A 14,923-nucleotide genomic window follows, 5' to 3' on the forward strand; every position below is an offset into this window, starting at 1 on the left:
CCAGCCGGCCGCCCGAGAGGGCCCACTGGTCGCGGACGAAGAGTCTCGGGTTGGTGCCCGTGCTCGTCCGGTCGTAGAATGCGCGCCATGGTGTACCCCGTCGCGACTGCTCAGCCGACCCCGTCCTTCGGCGCGATCCGCTGCTTCATTCGGCCGGGTGAACCCCGGCTCGTCGAGTTCACGTACGCGGACGGCTTCACCATCGACGACTTCCGTGGGGCGATGGAGTTCGTCGCGCGCTACACGGGGCAGCACCGTCCGATCGCCATTCTGAGCGAGGTGCGAGGGACTGTCCCAGCCGGCGCGGCCGACCGTCGTCGTATGGCGGACATCGTGCGGGACCACGACCAAGCCGCAGGCCACAACATCTGCGCGTCTGCCGTGGTGACCGACAGCACGCTGATGCGGGGCGTGCTGACCGCCGTGAGCTGGATCCACGCCACGCCGTACGAGCTGCGCGCGTTCTCGGACGATGACCAGGCCCGCGCGTGGCTGCGAGAGCGCCTCGCCGGGAGTCAGCGCGGGTAGAGCGAGCGCGCCATCGCGCGCACCAGGTCATCCGCCAGCGTGCGTGCGGCGTGCTGCCTTCCTCGCGCCCCGTTCACGATCACGCTGAATGCGATGACCGTTCCGTTGTCCGGCCCGAGGACGTAGCCGCTCAGGCTGATGACGTCGTTCAGGGTGCCGGTCTTGGCGCGCACGATGCCCGGGGCGGGCAGATCGGTCAGGCGTTGGTGCAGCGTTCCGTCCTGGCCGGCGATGGCCAGGTGCGCCAGGTACTCACCGCGTACGGCGGGGTTCATGTAGGCGTGGCGCAGCACGGCCGTCAGGTGCGAGGGCGCGATGGCGTTGCCGTTGAACAGGCCCGAGCCGTTCACGATGGTGGCAGCCCCGGCCGGCACACCCGCGTCGGCGAGCATGGCTTGCAGCAGCTCGGTGCCGTGCTGGCTAGTGCCCGGCCGACGGTCCTCGGCGGCCATCACCTTGAGCACGGTCTCTGCCACGAAGTTGTCGCTGTCCTTGCCCACGTCGTGGAGGAGCTGCGCCAGGGTGGGGGAGTAGCGGCTCGCGAGGAGGGCCAGGCCGTCTGGCGGGGTGCCCTGCTGCACGTTGCGCGGGCCACGGATCCCGGAGCGCTCCAGGGCCTCGGCCAGGGCGTGACCCGCATAGCCAATGGGGTCCTCCACGCGCCGGCGGAAGCTGGACGGCAACCCGTTGGCCGGGACGCTCCCGCGCAGCCGCAGACTCATCTGGCCGTCGTCGCGCGCGCGCTGCACGGCGATGACGCGCGAAGCACCTTCGGCCACGGTCTCGATCTGCGCGTCGAGCGCGAAGTACCCGGCGGCCGCCAGTCGGACCCGGGCGGCCTGACCCGGCGCCGCACCCGGGAGCACGTTGATGATGTACGCGTTCCGCTCCACGGGTGCCGCCGAGATGGGCGCACGGAAGGCGGCCGTCTCGTTGGGCTGCTGCTCGAACGCGGGCGGGAGGTGCTGGTCGTCGAAGTAGCTGTTGTCGACGATGATGTTGCGCACCGTGCGCACGCCGCGGTCCTGCAGGCGCTCGCACAGCTCCACCAGGTCGCTCATACGCAGCGTCGGGTCGCCGAAGCCGCGCAGCACGAGCGTGTCGACCACGCCGTCCGTGACACGGCCGTACAGCCCCGTCATCATCTGGTGCCCGGGCCCCAGCCGCAGCAACGCCCCCGCCGCGGTGACCAGCTTCATGTTGCTGGCGGGGTTGCGCGGAACGCTGCCCGCATGATCGAAGAGCTGTCGCCCCGACGTCACGTCGATGACGTGCACCCCCACGCCGCTGCCGAGGTCGGCGGCGTCCACGATGGCCTGCAAGCGGCCCGCGAGCGCGTCGCTCTGGGCGCTCCCGGTGTCGTGACTGAGCGAGGCGCAGAAGAGGAGCACCAGCATCGCGACCCATCCGTTCCGGTACAGCATGGCGTCGACGCTAGCAGGGATGGGCAGGGGTCGCACCCGCAGGCCCCGGGGTGCGCGCTGCTACGGGCATGGGCTGCTTCGTTCCGTGGGTGGGCTGCTCGATGGCGCGTGGGGGTGCTCGTCGGTCTGACGTGCCTGACCGCCGGGTGTGGTGGCGGTGGCCGCGTGGACGAGGTCGACGACGCGTTCGTGGTGCTCGTCGACCGCGACGTGGAGCAGCTGGATCCACGCTTCGTGTCCGACCCGAACGGGCTCCGGGTGTCGCGGCTGCTCTTTGCCTCCCTGGTCACCATCGATCCACACACCCTCGAGCCGATCATGGACCTGGCGGAGTCGGTGGAGCTCGAGTCCGACACGCGCTACGTCGTGCGCCTGCGCGAGGGGCTGCGCTTCTCGGACGGTACCCCGCTCGACGCCACCGACGTGGTCGCCACCTTCGAGAGCGTCGTGGACCCCGCCTTGGGGGCACGCCACGCGCACGCCTACCGACGCATCACGCGAGTGGCCGCGCGCGACGCGCGTACGGTGGTGTTCGACCTGGATGCGCCCCACGCCACGTTCCTGACCGACCTGGAGCTGCCCGTGCTGCGCAGCGAGGACCGCGCCCGGCGCGTCGGCGACCAGGGGGAGGCGGCGCCCGTGGGGGCAGGGCCCTACGTGCTGGTGGAGCGAGCGCCGGGGCGGGTGACCCTCCGAGCGAACCCACACTGGCACGGTGGGGAGGTCCGCCGCGAGCGCGTGCGCGTGGTGACGGTGCGCGACGACAACACGCGGGCCCTCCGTCTCCGCGCCGGAGCGGCCTCGCTCGCGCAGGGGGTGGTGCCGCCCATCCTCCTGCCGCTGGTCGAGGACGAGCCCGCGTACGAGCTGCGGCGCGCGCCCGGGATTGGTACTACCTACCTGGGGTTCCACACGGAGGATCCGGCGCTCCGTGACGTGCGGGTTCGTCGAGCGCTCGCGCACGCCACGGACCGCGAGGCGCTCGTGCGCGCCGAGCTCGAGGGCTACGCGCGCGTGGCCAGCAGCTTCATCCCCGAGCAGCACTGGGCGTCGGTGTCCGAGCTCGCGGCGTATCCCTACGCACCCGAGCGCGCCCGTGAGCTGCTGCGTGAGGCTGGGTTCCCAGACACGGCGGACGGCACCCCGCGCCTGCGCCTCACGATTCGCACGGGCTCGGACCGGGCGCGCATCAGCATCGCGCGGGCCATCGCGGCCATGTGGCGCGAGGTGGGGGTCGAGCTGACGGTGCGCCCGAGCGAGACGGGCACGCTCATCGCGGACCTGGACCGGGGCCGCTTTCAGGTGTGCATGCTGCAACTCCCCGAGGTGATCGAGCCACACGTGCTGAGCTGGTTCTTCGGCAGCGACCACATCCCGCGCGACGGGCACCCGGGCGCGAACCGCTGGCGCTTCCGCTCCGCCGCGCTGGACGAGGCTCTGGAGCGCGGCCGCGTGCATGCCGAGCGCCCGATGCGACAGGCCGCCTATCGGGACGTCGCGCGCGTGCTGGCGAGTGAGCTGCCCGCGTTCCCTTTGTGGCACGACGACATGGTGGCCGTCGTGCGTCGCTCCGACCCGTATCGGGTCCCGCGCGACGGGCGCTTCTCGGGGCTCGCGCGCTGAGACCCGCGACGCGCGCCGACACCCCACGCTGCCATCGCCTGGACTCGGTGCAAGCATGAGCGGCCCCTGCTCCGCGTCTCGTGCGACCGCGTGGGGCTCACGGCTACGCGTGGTGGCTCGCTGCGTTCGGTGGACGCTACCGCGACGCGACGTGGCTGGTCGTGACGTCCGCGATGAGCTTGCCGGCTGCATCGCTGACGGTGGTGCGCACGATGCTCACGCTCTGACCGCGCTTCACGTAGGTGGATCGCGCGATGAACTTCCCCTCGCGCGCGTTGCCGGCGAGGTTCGCGCTGAGGTTGATGGCCAGCGGGAAGCCCTTCATGCCCGCGCTGGTCTCGACGCCTGCGAGGACGAGTAGCGTGGCGGTCACGTCCGCGAACCAAAGCGTGGCTCCCGCGTGCACGGTGCCGTAGGGGTTCAGCACGCCGGGCTGGATCGGCATCTCCGACACGACCTCGTCGGGGGTCTGCGACGTCACGGTGAACTGGATCTGACCGGAGACTTCCATGCATGGGTCCTTAGGGCGCGATGCAGGTTCGGCGCAAGCCCTGGCTTGTCCGAAGGCCCGCAGGCGACGTTGCTCCTCCTCGCCGATGCACGCATCGACTCGTCGTCGCGCCTTGCCTGCGAACCTTCGTCCGGCGCCAGCGTCTTGCGGCGATCCTGAACTGCGCTCTCGCACCGTCGGGATGCGCTGCCTGCTGACGTTCGCGGCCAGGCGCGACGCCTACGACCGGGTCAGGTCAGCCGTTCGCACGCCGGGCCGCGATCAGGACGCGAAAACGGGTGACTTGCGGCAAGAAGCCATAGGCCAGGCTCCCGACCAGGATGATGGCAGCCGGGATGCGGGGGCCGAGCAGCGCCCCACCGCCGATGAGCACCACCGCAGCCACCAACGCCACGGACGCGCGCGCCCGGGACACGGCGAAGGCCACGCGCCCCAGGTGTCGGTAGGCGGCGTCGAACGACACCATGAGCACCCCCGCGACCCCGACGAGCAGGCCCACGAGGGCCGGCGACTCCGGGAAGAGGATGAGCGACGAGAGCGCGACCAGGCCTCCGATGGTGGACGGCACGCCCGCGAAGTAGTTCGGGTCGGAGCCCTCCTTGTTGAGCGTGAAGAACACCAGCCGCGAGATGGTCAGGACGGAGTACACGACCCCGACGACCACCCCCTCCATGCCTGTCACGCCGTAGGCCAGCGCCACGCCCGGCGCGATGGCGTAGTTGATGCCGTCGGCGATGTCGTCGGAGTAGACGCCGAAGCGCGTGCCGCCCCACTTGCGCGCGGCGGCTCCGTCGAGTCCGTCGAACGCGGCCCCGACCAGGAGCAGGAGCAGGCTGGTGTGCATGCGGCCGATGGAGGCGAAGTAGATGGACGCGACCCCGCACAGCGCGTTCGCTGCCGACAGCGCGTCGGCGATGAAGCGCTTCTTCAGCAGGCCGAGCTGGAACAGCACGACGATGGCCGTGAACCCGACGTTGACGGCGAGGAGCGCGGTCACCAGCTCGGGGGTCACGAGCGTGTCGAGGCGCCCGAGCGAGAGGAGCAGCATGGCGAGGACGGTCGCGTCGGTGAGCGTGGTGCGGACGCGGTTCTCCGTGGTGCGGCGCTTGATCGCGAACAACACCAGCGACAGGACGTCGAGTCCGAGCTTCGCGCCCACCAACGCAGGGGGCAGCACCGAGTACGAGGTGTAGGCGACGACCGCGAGCAGCGGGAGGTCGGTCAGACGGTCCACCAGCCGGCCTGCATCCGTGTCCAGCTCGCGGGCGCGCGCCACGATGCCGTCGAGCGCGTCCAGCGCCCCGAACGCAAGGAACAACCCAAGGACGGCGCCGGTCGAGCGTAGGGCCTCGACGCCCCCGAGCAGCCCCGCGGCGATCAGCGGGGTGACGACGAGCACCTTGAGCGCCGAGAGGATGTTGGGGTGGAGCGGGATGGTGCGTCCTAGACGCGCCTCGAGCGTCTCGACGAGGACGGGCTTCGGGAGGAAGCGTTCGATGGGGGCGCTCATGGACGCTCGTAGCCAGGAATACACAATCGGCGGGGACGGCTGTCTTGCCGAGGGATGGCGTGCGCGACTGCGTGCATGGAAGGCAAAACAACAAAGCAGTGGCGTTCTTTCACCTGTTACGCTTTGATGACATGGCGGGCCCGTCGGGCGCCGCGGCGAGGGAGGTTCGGGGTGGTCAGCAGCGCGTTTCAGCTCAGTGTGGCGGATCAGTCGCTCAGTACGGACGAGGGGCGGTTCGCGGCGTACCGGCCAGCGCCCGGGGTGCTGGTGACCGAGATCGTCGGTTTTCTGGCGCACGAGTTCGCGCTCGCGCTGATCGAGCACCTCGAGACCATCCGCGAGAGCCGGCTGCGCGCGCTGCAGTTCCATGATTGGTTCGGCGTCACGGGCTACGACATCCGCTCGCAGCGGGACCTCACGGCGTGGCACGCCCGGCACCGCCTCGACGTGGAGGGGCTCGACATCGGCGTGCGCTCGGCGATGGTGCGCATGGGCGTGACCGTGGCGAACGTCCCGCTGCGTGGGTTGATTCGTCTCCATGACGACGAAGCCAGGTTCAGCGCAGCGGTACGGGAGGGGACGGTGCGCCGGCAGGCGCTCGCGCCCACACGGTAGCGCCCCTTTTGCGGGCGGACCCGCGCGAGGGTCCGGTCCGGTCTCGCCACCCGAGGACGCGTGGTGGGCGCACGCGCCCGACGCAGGGACCCCTTCGTGCGCTCCTCGCCGCGAGACCGTAACGAGCACAGGGGCGGGGACGACTCTCGGCCGCATGATTCCCCTCTCCGTACTCGACCTGGCGCCCGTCACCGAAGGCGCGAGCGTGGGCGACGCGCTGCGCAACTCGCTCGCTCTCGCACGTCACGCGGAGGCGCTTGGGTACCGGCGCTTCTGGTTGGCCGAGCATCACAACATGCCCGGCATCGCGAGCGCCGCGACCGCCGTCGTCATCGCGCACATCGCCGCGGGGACCCAGCGCATCCGTGTTGGGTCGGGCGGCGTGATGCTTCCCAACCACGCGCCCCTCGTGGTGGCCGAACAGTTCGGGACGCTCGAGGCGCTCCACCCGGGTCGCGTCGACCTGGGCTTGGGACGCGCCCCAGGCACGGACCCGCGCACGATGCGGGCCCTGCGCCGCGACCTCGTCGCAGGTCCCCAACACGCCGATACGTTCCCGCGCGACGTCCTCGAGCTGCAGCGCTACTTCCGCGACGGCGCGGGGCCAGCGGTCCGCGCGGTGCCCGGTGAAGGCCTGCGCGTGCCCATCTGGCTCCTGGGATCGAGCCTCTACAGCGCCGAGCTGGCAGGCAAGCTGGGGCTGCCGTTCGCGTTCGCTTCGCACTTCGCGCCCGACCTGTTGATGCAGGCGCTCTCCGTGTATCGCCGCGTCTTCGCGCCGTCCGAACAGCTGGACGCGCCCTACGCGATGGTGGCGACCAACATCATCGCCGCAGACTCGGACGCCGAGGCCGAGCGACTGGCCAGCTCGCTCATGCAGGCGTTCATTCGGCTGCGTCGTGGGCAGCCCGGAAAGCTGCCACCTCCCGTCCACGATGTTGCCGCCGTCCTCAGCGCAGCCGAGCTTGCAGGCATGCGTCGCCTGCTGTCGCGCTCCTTCATCGGGTCGCGTGACACGGTGGCCACGGGGCTCCATGCGCTGATCGCCGAGACGGGCGCCGACGAGGTCATCGTGGGCGGCCAGATCTTCGATCACGACGCGCGGCTACGCTCGTACGAGTTGGTCGCGAGCATCGCGGACTGACGCACAGCAGCGAGCGTCGCGGCGGATCGCGCAGCCCCTGGCGAGCGAAGGTCTAGGCGCGCTCGGCGAACCACTCGCGCAGGACGCGCTCGTGGAGGTCGAAGGCCAACTGGGTAGGCTCCGTGACCACCAGGCACTCGAGCGTCTCGTGGCTCAGCACGAAGGGCGGTAGGTCGGCGCCGCGCAGGGGCGGGGCCTCCCCGAAGATCAGCAGGGTGCCGCCAGGTGCGCTGAGCACGCGGCGCTCGCGCACGGTGCTCCCGTCGATGCGGATCCCCGTCTCTTCGAACAGCTCACGGGCGGCGGCGCTCTGCCAGTCCTCGCCGTGGTCGATGAACCCACCGGGCAGCGCCAGGCCGCCGCGATGGGGCTCGATGCCGCGGCGGATCACGAGCACCCCGGCGTCGATGGGTTGCAGCACGACCGCCACCGGGCTCGGGCTCAGGTACGAGACCTTCGTGCACGCGGTGCACGTGCGCGGCCAGGACGCGTCAGTCGGGTAGGGAGCGCCGCAGTACGAACAGTGACTGTGCTTGCGCAGCTCGGGCATGCTGCGAGGCTGCGGTTCCCGCAGGCGCTGAGTCAAGCGGTCACGGAACGGGAGCCTGCGCGAACCCGTCAGCACCCGTCGAAGACGACCTCGCCCACCACGTGGGTCTCGTCTTCGAGGGTGCAGTCGACGCGCGTGTGGCCGCGCACGAGGCGCACGTCGTTGACGGTCGTGTTGGTGTGCTCGACCGACACCTCGAAGCGGGAGCAGTGGTCGCGCGGGACGCGGAAGACCGTACAGTCGGTGCCGTTCGAGTTGCGGCAGCTGCCAGGGACCTCGATATCCAGACGGACGCCTTCGAGCGGGTCCACCGTCGGGTAGATGGCGCCATCGTTGTGGCCGGCGCCGTGGAGGTTGGCGCCCATGCGTCCATAGGGCTGCATGGAGTGGCAGTCGGTAGGAGTCAGCGTGAACGAGCCATGCGGCCCGCCCTCGATGCGCAAGCTGCCTTCCGTGCTGCCGCAGCTACCCGTGGCGACGACGAGCACGAGCGGGATCACCATGAAGAGGCCGAGCGCCATGAAGGCGCCGCGCTTGTTGCCGGCCACCTGCTGCGCTACGCGGGCCGCCTCTTCCTCCTCCTCGGACGGGCTCGAGGAAGGGGTGCTCTCGGATGGGGGCTGGTCGCTCATGATGGGGGCAGGGTGCCACACATCGTGTCTGCATCGGGCCTTCGGTGAAGCGGGCGGGGCACGTCCTAGTTGGGGCAGGGCCGCGCAACTGGCCGGACGTAGGCGCACGGTGCGGCGCCCGCGCCCGACCTGCCCATGGTACGAAAAACGTGGCGTTGTTCCAAAAGTTGCTCCGATACGATTTACTTTCGGCCCCACATGCACTAGACATTGAATACTCATTCAGTCGGCACGCCCCCGCGCGGCCGAACCGAACCCCGATAGGAGCGAACCATGTCCGAAGCGATCGTCTACGACGCGCTGCGCACCCCGCGCGGCAAAGGAAAGCAGAACGGGAGCCTGCACGAGGTCAAGCCCGTCTCGCTTGTCACCGGCCTCATCGATGCCCTCCGCGAGCGGCAGCCCAACCTGGACGTCGACAAGGTGGACGACATGGTGCTCGGCTGCGTCACGCCGGTGGGCGATCAGGGCGCGTGCATCGCGAAGACCGCGGCCATCGCGGCCGGCCTGCCGGACACCGTCGCGGGCGTGCAGATCAACCGCTTCTGCGCCTCGGGGCTCGAGGCCGTGAACCTGGCGGCGCAGAAGGTCCGCTCGGGCTTCGAGGACATGGTCCTCGCGGGCGGTGTGGAGTCGATGTCGCGCTGCTCGATGGGCATGGACGGTGGCGCGTGGGCCATGGACCCCGCCACCAACTACGACACCGGCTTCGTGCCGCAGGGCATCGGTGCCGACCTGATCGCCACGCTCGAGGGCTTCACGCGTGAGGACGTGGACGCGTTCGCCCTGCGCTCGCAGCAGCGCGCCAGCGCCGCCTGGGCCGAGGGCCGCTTCGCGAAGAGCGTGGTGCCGGTGAAGGACCAGAACGGCGTGGTGGTGCTCGACAACGACGAGTACATCCGCGGCGACGCCACGATGGAGGCGCTCGGCAGCCTGAAGCCCGCGTTCACCATGATCGGCGAGATGGGCGGCTTCGACGCCGTGGCACTGCAGAAGTACCACTGGGTGGAGCGCATCGAGCACGTGCACACGGCCGGCAACAGCAGCGGCATCGTGGACGGCGCGGCGCTGATGCTGATCGGCACGGAGGAGGCCGGCAAGAGCATGGGCCTCACGCCGCGCGGCCGCATCGTCGCCACCGCGGTCACCGGCACCGACCCCACCATCATGCTCGTGGGTCCGGCCCCGGCCGCGAAGAAGGCGCTGGCCCGCGCTGGGATGACCAAGGACCAGATCGACCTCTGGGAGATCAACGAGGCGTTCGCGTCCGTCGCGCTGCGCTTCATGAAGGACATGGACATCGACCCGGACACCGTGAACGTCAACGGCGGGTCCATCGCCATGGGTCACCCGCTCGGAGCTACCGGCGCGATGATCCTCAGCACCGTCCTCGACGAGCTCGAGCGGCAGAACAAGCGCTACGGCCTCGCCACGCTGTGCGTCGGCGGCGGCATGGGCATCGCCACCATCATCGAGCGCATCTGAGTCCCCACGGAACGCGAAAGGCAGAAGAGAACATGACTGAACAGACCGCAATCCGCTGGGACCTCGGGGCCGACGGCGTCGTCACGCTGACGATGGACGACCCCAACCAGTCCGCGAACACGATGAACGAGCTGTACCAGGAGTCGATGAAGCGCACCGTCGCGCGGCTCCAGGACGAGGTGAAGTCGGGGGCCGTGAAGGGCGTGATCCTGACCTCCGCCAAGAAGACCTTCTTCGCCGGCGGCGACCTCAAGATGCTGAGCCAGGCGCAGCCCGAGAACGCCGCTGACATGTTCGCGCACGTGCGCGAGATCACCGGCCAGCTGCGCGCCCTCGAGACGCTCGGCATCCCGGTCGTCGCCGCCATCAACGGCGCGGCGCTGGGCGGCGGGCTCGAGATCGCGCTGGCGTGTCACCACCGCGTGGTCCTGAACGACCCGCGCATCCAGCTGGGCCTGCCCGAGGTCACCCTGGGCCTGCTCCCTGGCGGCGGCGGCATCGTGCGCACCGTGCGCCTCTTGGGCGTGCAGAAGGCCATCATGGACGTGCTCATCCAGGGCCCGCGCCTGCGGCCGGACAAGGCGCTGTCGCTCGGCCTGGTGCACGAGCTGGCGACGGACGCGGACGACATGCTCGCCAAGGCGCGCGCGTTCATCGCGGCCAACCCCAAGTCGGCGCAGCCGTGGGACGTGAAGGGCTACAAGATGCCCGGCGGCACCCCGAGCAACCCGATGCTGGCGGGCAACCTGCCGGCGTTCCCGGCCAACCTGAAGAAGCAGCTCAAGGGCGCGCACTACCCGGCGCCGCGGGCCATCATGAGCGCGGCCGTCGAGGGCGCCCAAGTGGACTTCGACACCGCACAGCGCATCGAGAGCCGCTACTTCACGGAGCTGGCCACCGGCCGCGTCGCGAAGAACATGATCAAGGCGTTCTTCTTCGACCTGCAGAAGATCAACAGCGGCGCCAGCCGTCCGAAGGACGTGCCGCAGGTGCTCCCGAAGAAGGTGGGCATCCTCGGTGCCGGCATGATGGGGCAGGGCATCGCCTACTCCACGGCCACTGTCGGCATCCCGTGCGTGCTGAAGGACATCTCCGTCGAGGCCGCCGAGAAGGGCAAGGCGTACACCGCCAAGCTCCTCGAGAAGCGCGTCGCGAAGGGCGCCATGACGCGTGAGGCGGCCGACGCCACCCTCGCGCTGATCGAGACCACCGCGGACGCCAGCGGGCTCGCCGGCTGCGACATGATCATCGAGGCCGTGTTCGAGAGCGTCGCGCTCAAGGCCAAGGTCACCCAGGAGGCCGAGGCCGCCGGCGAGCCGGGGCTGCTGATGTGCAGCAACACGTCGACGCTGCCCATCACGGGCCTCGCCAAGGCCTCGAAGGACGCGTCGCGCTTCATCGGCCTGCACTTCTTCTCGCCCGTCGACAAGATGCCGCTGGTCGAGATCATCATGGGCGAGCAGACCTCGGACGCCGCGCTCGCGATGGCCTTCGACTACGTGGTGAAGATCAAGAAGACGCCCATCGTGGTGAACGACAGCCGCGGCTTCTTCACGTCGCGCGTGTTCGGCACGTTTGCCATGGAGGGCGTGGCCATGCTCGCCGAGGGCTTCGCGCCCAACTCCATCGAGCAGGCGGCGCTGCAGGTGGGCATGCCCGTGGGCCCGCTCGCCGTGAACGACGAGGTCAGCCTCGAGCTCGGCCGTCACGTGCGCGTGGAGACCAAGAAGGCCCTCGAGGCCGAGGGCAAGCCCTACGTGGGGAGCCCCGCGGACCCCGTCATCGACAAGATGTGCGAGGAGCTCAACCGCAAGGGCCGCGCCGCAGGTGGTGGCTTCTACGAGTACCCGGCGGGGGGCAAGAAGTTCCTTTGGCCGGGCCTCAAGGAGCACTTCGTGCGGGCTGACGGCGGCGTTCCGTCAGAGCACCAGTTCCAGGACATGAAGGACCGCCTGCTCTACATCCAGAGCCTCGAGACCATCCGCTGCCTGGAGGAGAACGTCCTGCGCTCGGTGGCCGACGCCAACATCGGCTCCATCATGGGCATCGGCGCGCCGCCCTGGACGGGCGGTCTCCTGCAGTACGTGAACTACGTGGGGCTGCCCGAGTTCGTGCGGCGTTCCGAGGAGCTGGCCGGCAAGTACGGCGAGCGCTTCTCGCCGCCGAAGCTGCTGCGCGAGATGGCCGAGGCGGGCAAGACCTTCACCAAGTGAGCGCGGTGCGCGCGTGACGCACGGCGGCGGGCTCTCACGGGTCCGCCGTTCTGCGTTTGGGGTGCCGCATGCCCCGCCGTCCCTCCATGTCAGTCAGACGCCTTCGGACTGGCGTCCGTGTCGCCCGAGGGGGGCGGAGCCGGTTCAGTGGGCTCGCCGCGCAGCGCCCGGCGCACGCCCTCGTCGATGGAGCGCAAGTGCAGGTCGCGCTGCGGGAAGGGGATCTCGATGGCCTCACGGTAGAGCGCGTCGTGCACCCAGTGCGTGATGTCGCTGCGCAGCTTGTGGTGGTCGGCGTACTCCCCCACCCAGCAGTTCACTCGGAAGTCGAGGGAGCTGTTCCCGAAGCCCATGAACAGGATGCTGGGGGCGGGCTTGTCCAGGATGGTGGCGTGGTTCGCACAAGCGTCGGCCAGGACGGCGGACACGCGGTGTGGGTCCGTGCCGTACGCGACGCCGACGTCGACGCTGACGCGCCGCGACCGATCGGACAGCGTCCAGTTCACCACCTCCTTCGAGATGAGCTCCGCGTTCGGCATGATCACCTCGGCGCCGTCGATGCCGAGGATGGTGCTGGCGCGGATGCCGATGCTGGTGACCTCGCCGACGAGGGACCCCACCTCGATGAAGTCGCCGATCTTCACGGGGCGCTCGACCATGAGGATGAGCCCGGAGATGAAGTTGCTGACGATGTTCTGCAGACCGAAGCCGATGCCCACGCTCAGCGCGCCAGCGAGCATGGCCAGCTGCGCGCCCTGGATGCCGACCGCAGACAACGCGGCGATCACGCCGATCGCGACGACGGCGTAGCCGACGAGGCGCGAGACGCTGCCCGACACGTCACGGCCGACCTCGAGGCGGGTCATGACTTCTTGGTCGATGACGAAGCGGACGAAGCGGGCGAAGTACCCGACGAACACCAAGATCAGCGCGGCCGCGACGATCGCGCCCAGCGACAGGCGGATCTCGCCCGTCTCGATGGAGAGCGCGCCCAGCGTGTCCAGCACGCCCTTGATGGGCTCTATCAGGCGGAAGCTCTCGGCGCTGGTCCATAGCCAGAGCAGCACGGCGAGCGCGCGCACGCCGGTGCGGATGCGGTGGGTCAACATGCGCCGGTGGCGTCGCACGCTGATGAACTGCAGGGCGAGCCGGCTGCGCAGGCTGAAGGCCACGAGGGCCTCCACCACCAGCGCCCCGGCGAACATGATCATGGCCATGAACACGCTGCCCATCGTCGCGTCGGCGACCATCGTGGCGAGCGCCTCCCAGCCCAGCGCCGCGCCGATGGACACGCCGGTGAGCAGGAGCGCGGCCGCCAGCAACACCGCATCGAGCCCCATCTTCAGGTGTGCCCGCTGCTTCGTGCGGAAGGTCATGAGCCACGTGGCCGTGACGAGCCCCTCGATGACCAGGAGAGTCTGATGCAACGAACCTCCCTCGGGCGCGAGCTGCACCAGCTTGTCGAAGGTCAAGGCCACGACGAAGCCATACAGCAGCGGCCGCATGAAGACGGGGAGCAGCGGGGGCAGTAGCCGCATCACCGGGAACAGGAGCGCGACGAAGACGATGTCGAACACGATGACGGGCGCGGTGGGCACGAACAGCGGCGTCCCCATGAGCACCATCAGCGCTGCCGACGCGACAGGTGAGTGCACGACGTGGCGCGCGAGCCTCAACACGTCCGGGTCGCCCTCCCACTCGGGGCTGCGGCTGCGCTGGTACACCAGCATGAGCCCAAGCAGCACACCCACCACCAGCATCGCGAGGAATCCGTCGGACTCCCCTTCGGCCCCGGCGTTCAAGAGCTCCCAGTGCATCGCCATGGCGGCCGCGGCCTGCGTCACCAAGCCGGGCGAGTTCGAGGCGAACGCGTGGAAGAGCGGAGGCGACCCGCGGTCCCACAGCTTCGCCTCGCTCACCACCTCGGCGCTGTCCAGCTGCTCCATCACGCTCGCCACGCGCAGCGCCTCGGTGCTGAGGGCTTCGTGCAGGCGCTCGATGTCGGCGGCCTGGCGCTGCACTTCGATCAGCTCCGTCCCCACCAGCCCGAGCATCGCTTGCGCGCGGGCCAGCACCTCGGAGGGCACGTCGTTCTCCTCCAACAGCGCGACGTGTCCTTGCCACTCCGTACGCAACGGCTCCAGCCGTGCGAGGGCGGCCCGCAACGCCGCGCGGCGCGTCTGGACAGTCCCGAGCGCGTCGTCCAGGCGCTCCTCCGGGCGTCGCCACCGCTGCCGGACGTCCAACAGCGTGCGCGCGTCCAACGAGGGGAGCTGCGCCAGCAGTGGGCTGGTCAAGAGGTCGTCGATCTGCGCACGCGCCGCCGCGAGCTGCAGGCGGCCTGCCTCGAGCGTGCCGTTGGGCATGGTGGCGACGTGCAGCGACCGGAGCGTGGCGCTGGTGGCGTCGGCGGCAGCGGCGATCTCGAGGGCCGAGGTCCCGGGCACGGGGGCTTCGATGACCTCTCCCGCGTCTGGCGGCGAGCCACCGTCGCTGGGCCCGGCGTCTTCGGGTCCAGCGTCGGTCACCCCAGCGTCGACGACGACCGCTGGCGGCGCTCGACGTCGCGGCCGCTGTGCCCCGGCGGGAGCGGCGACGGCCAAGGAGACGAACAGCGCGCACAGCACGAACGGGCCGCGCAGCGCGCCAGGCAGGGAGGGGCGCGAAGGGCGAGGCGACATGGACGTG

General features: G+C 70.1%; 12 protein-coding genes. 6 read left to right on the top strand and 6 right to left on the bottom strand.

What is annotated here, in order from left to right; all coding sequences use genetic code 11:
• The first annotated feature begins 87 nt into the window (after positions 1 to 87).
• Positions 88 to 528: an STAS/SEC14 domain-containing protein gene (locus tag H6726_14015; protein MCB9658762.1), complete on the top strand. Its 441-nt coding sequence runs from the start codon at positions 88 to 90 to the stop codon at positions 526 to 528.
• Here the strand turns inward: H6726_14015 and dacB are convergent.
• A complete protein-coding gene (gene dacB, locus H6726_14020) occupies positions 516 to 1,952 on the bottom strand; it encodes a D-alanyl-D-alanine carboxypeptidase/D-alanyl-D-alanine-endopeptidase (GenBank protein ID MCB9658763.1) in 1,437 nt (478 codons plus the stop codon). The genes H6726_14015 and dacB overlap by 13 nt on opposite strands.
• A gap of 165 nt (positions 1,953 to 2,117) precedes the next feature.
• Here dacB and H6726_14025 point away from each other — a divergent pair, with 165 nt between their 5' ends.
• Positions 2,118 to 3,575, top strand: a complete 1,458-nt coding sequence (locus H6726_14025; protein ID MCB9658764.1) for an ABC transporter substrate-binding protein — start codon at positions 2,118 to 2,120, stop codon at positions 3,573 to 3,575.
• Positions 3,576 to 3,711: 136 nt separating this feature from the next.
• Here H6726_14025 and H6726_14030 read toward each other — a convergent pair whose 3' ends face one another.
• Together H6726_14030 and H6726_14035 are read right to left on the bottom strand one after the other, a co-directional pair.
• Complete coding sequence (locus H6726_14030; GenBank protein MCB9658765.1) at positions 3,712 to 4,086, bottom strand: PaaI family thioesterase; 375 nt, start codon at positions 4,084 to 4,086, stop codon at positions 3,712 to 3,714.
• 235 nt (positions 4,087 to 4,321) lie between these two features.
• Positions 4,322 to 5,596: a CDP-alcohol phosphatidyltransferase family protein gene (locus H6726_14035; GenBank protein ID MCB9658766.1), complete on the bottom strand. Its 1,275-nt coding sequence runs from the start codon at positions 5,594 to 5,596 to the stop codon at positions 4,322 to 4,324.
• Between the two features lie 171 nt (positions 5,597 to 5,767).
• Here H6726_14035 and H6726_14040 point away from each other — a divergent pair, with 171 nt between their 5' ends.
• Positions 5,768 to 6,211, top strand: a complete 444-nt coding sequence (locus H6726_14040) for a hypothetical protein (GenBank protein MCB9658767.1) — start codon at positions 5,768 to 5,770, stop codon at positions 6,209 to 6,211.
• 154 nt (positions 6,212 to 6,365) lie between these two features.
• Positions 6,366 to 7,355, top strand: coding sequence for an LLM class flavin-dependent oxidoreductase (locus tag H6726_14045; GenBank protein MCB9658768.1), 990 nt, complete (start codon positions 6,366 to 6,368; stop codon positions 7,353 to 7,355).
• A 52-nt stretch (positions 7,356 to 7,407) separates the two neighbouring features.
• On the opposite strand, the gene H6726_14050 is transcribed toward H6726_14045, so the two are convergent.
• Together H6726_14050 and H6726_14055 are read right to left on the bottom strand one after the other, a co-directional pair.
• Complete coding sequence (locus H6726_14050) at positions 7,408 to 7,905, bottom strand: NUDIX domain-containing protein (GenBank protein ID MCB9658769.1); 498 nt, start codon at positions 7,903 to 7,905, stop codon at positions 7,408 to 7,410.
• A gap of 68 nt (positions 7,906 to 7,973) precedes the next feature.
• Positions 7,974 to 8,537: a hypothetical protein gene (locus tag H6726_14055; protein MCB9658770.1), complete on the bottom strand. Its 564-nt coding sequence runs from the start codon at positions 8,535 to 8,537 to the stop codon at positions 7,974 to 7,976.
• Positions 8,538 to 8,810: 273 nt separating this feature from the next.
• On the opposite strand from H6726_14055, the gene H6726_14060 reads away from it, so the two are divergent.
• The gene (locus tag H6726_14060) at positions 8,811 to 10,022 is read left to right on the top strand and encodes an acetyl-CoA C-acetyltransferase (GenBank protein MCB9658771.1); all 1,212 of its coding nucleotides are present in this window, start codon (positions 8,811 to 8,813) and stop codon (positions 10,020 to 10,022) included.
• 32 nt (positions 10,023 to 10,054) lie between these two features.
• Positions 10,055 to 12,235, top strand: a complete 2,181-nt coding sequence (locus H6726_14065) for an enoyl-CoA hydratase/isomerase family protein (GenBank protein ID MCB9658772.1) — start codon at positions 10,055 to 10,057, stop codon at positions 12,233 to 12,235.
• Between the two features lie 89 nt (positions 12,236 to 12,324).
• Here the strand turns inward: H6726_14065 and H6726_14070 are convergent, their stop codons facing one another.
• Positions 12,325 to 14,916: a mechanosensitive ion channel gene (locus H6726_14070; GenBank protein MCB9658773.1), complete on the bottom strand. Its 2,592-nt coding sequence runs from the start codon at positions 14,914 to 14,916 to the stop codon at positions 12,325 to 12,327.
• Positions 14,917 to 14,923 lie beyond the last annotated feature (7 nt).

It is taken from the genome of Sandaracinaceae bacterium (genome assembly GCA_020633055.1).
In the GTDB taxonomy this organism is placed as follows: Bacteria; Myxococcota_A; Polyangia; order Polyangiales; family Houyiibacteriaceae; genus JADJJE01.

Bases quoted from the DNA above. Each gene is read 5' to 3' on its own strand.
- H6726_14015 (MCB9658762.1), top strand. From the start codon at position 88: ATGGTGTACCCCGTCGCGACTGCTCAGCCGACCCCGTCCTTCGGCGCG.
- dacB (MCB9658763.1), bottom strand. From the start codon at position 1,952: ATGCTGTACCGGAACGGATGGGTCGCGATGCTGGTGCTCCTCTTCTGC.
- H6726_14030 (MCB9658765.1), bottom strand. From the start codon at position 4,086: ATGGAAGTCTCCGGTCAGATCCAGTTCACCGTGACGTCGCAGACCCCC.
- H6726_14035 (MCB9658766.1), bottom strand. From the start codon at position 5,596: ATGAGCGCCCCCATCGAACGCTTCCTCCCGAAGCCCGTCCTCGTCGAG.
- H6726_14045 (MCB9658768.1), top strand. From the start codon at position 6,366: ATGATTCCCCTCTCCGTACTCGACCTGGCGCCCGTCACCGAAGGCGCG.
- H6726_14050 (MCB9658769.1), bottom strand. From the start codon at position 7,905: ATGCCCGAGCTGCGCAAGCACAGTCACTGTTCGTACTGCGGCGCTCCC.
- H6726_14055 (MCB9658770.1), bottom strand. From the start codon at position 8,537: ATGAGCGACCAGCCCCCATCCGAGAGCACCCCTTCCTCGAGCCCGTCC.
- H6726_14060 (MCB9658771.1), top strand. From the start codon at position 8,811: ATGTCCGAAGCGATCGTCTACGACGCGCTGCGCACCCCGCGCGGCAAA.
- H6726_14065 (MCB9658772.1), top strand. From the start codon at position 10,055: ATGACTGAACAGACCGCAATCCGCTGGGACCTCGGGGCCGACGGCGTC.
- H6726_14070 (MCB9658773.1), bottom strand. From the start codon at position 14,916: ATGTCGCCTCGCCCTTCGCGCCCCTCCCTGCCTGGCGCGCTGCGCGGC.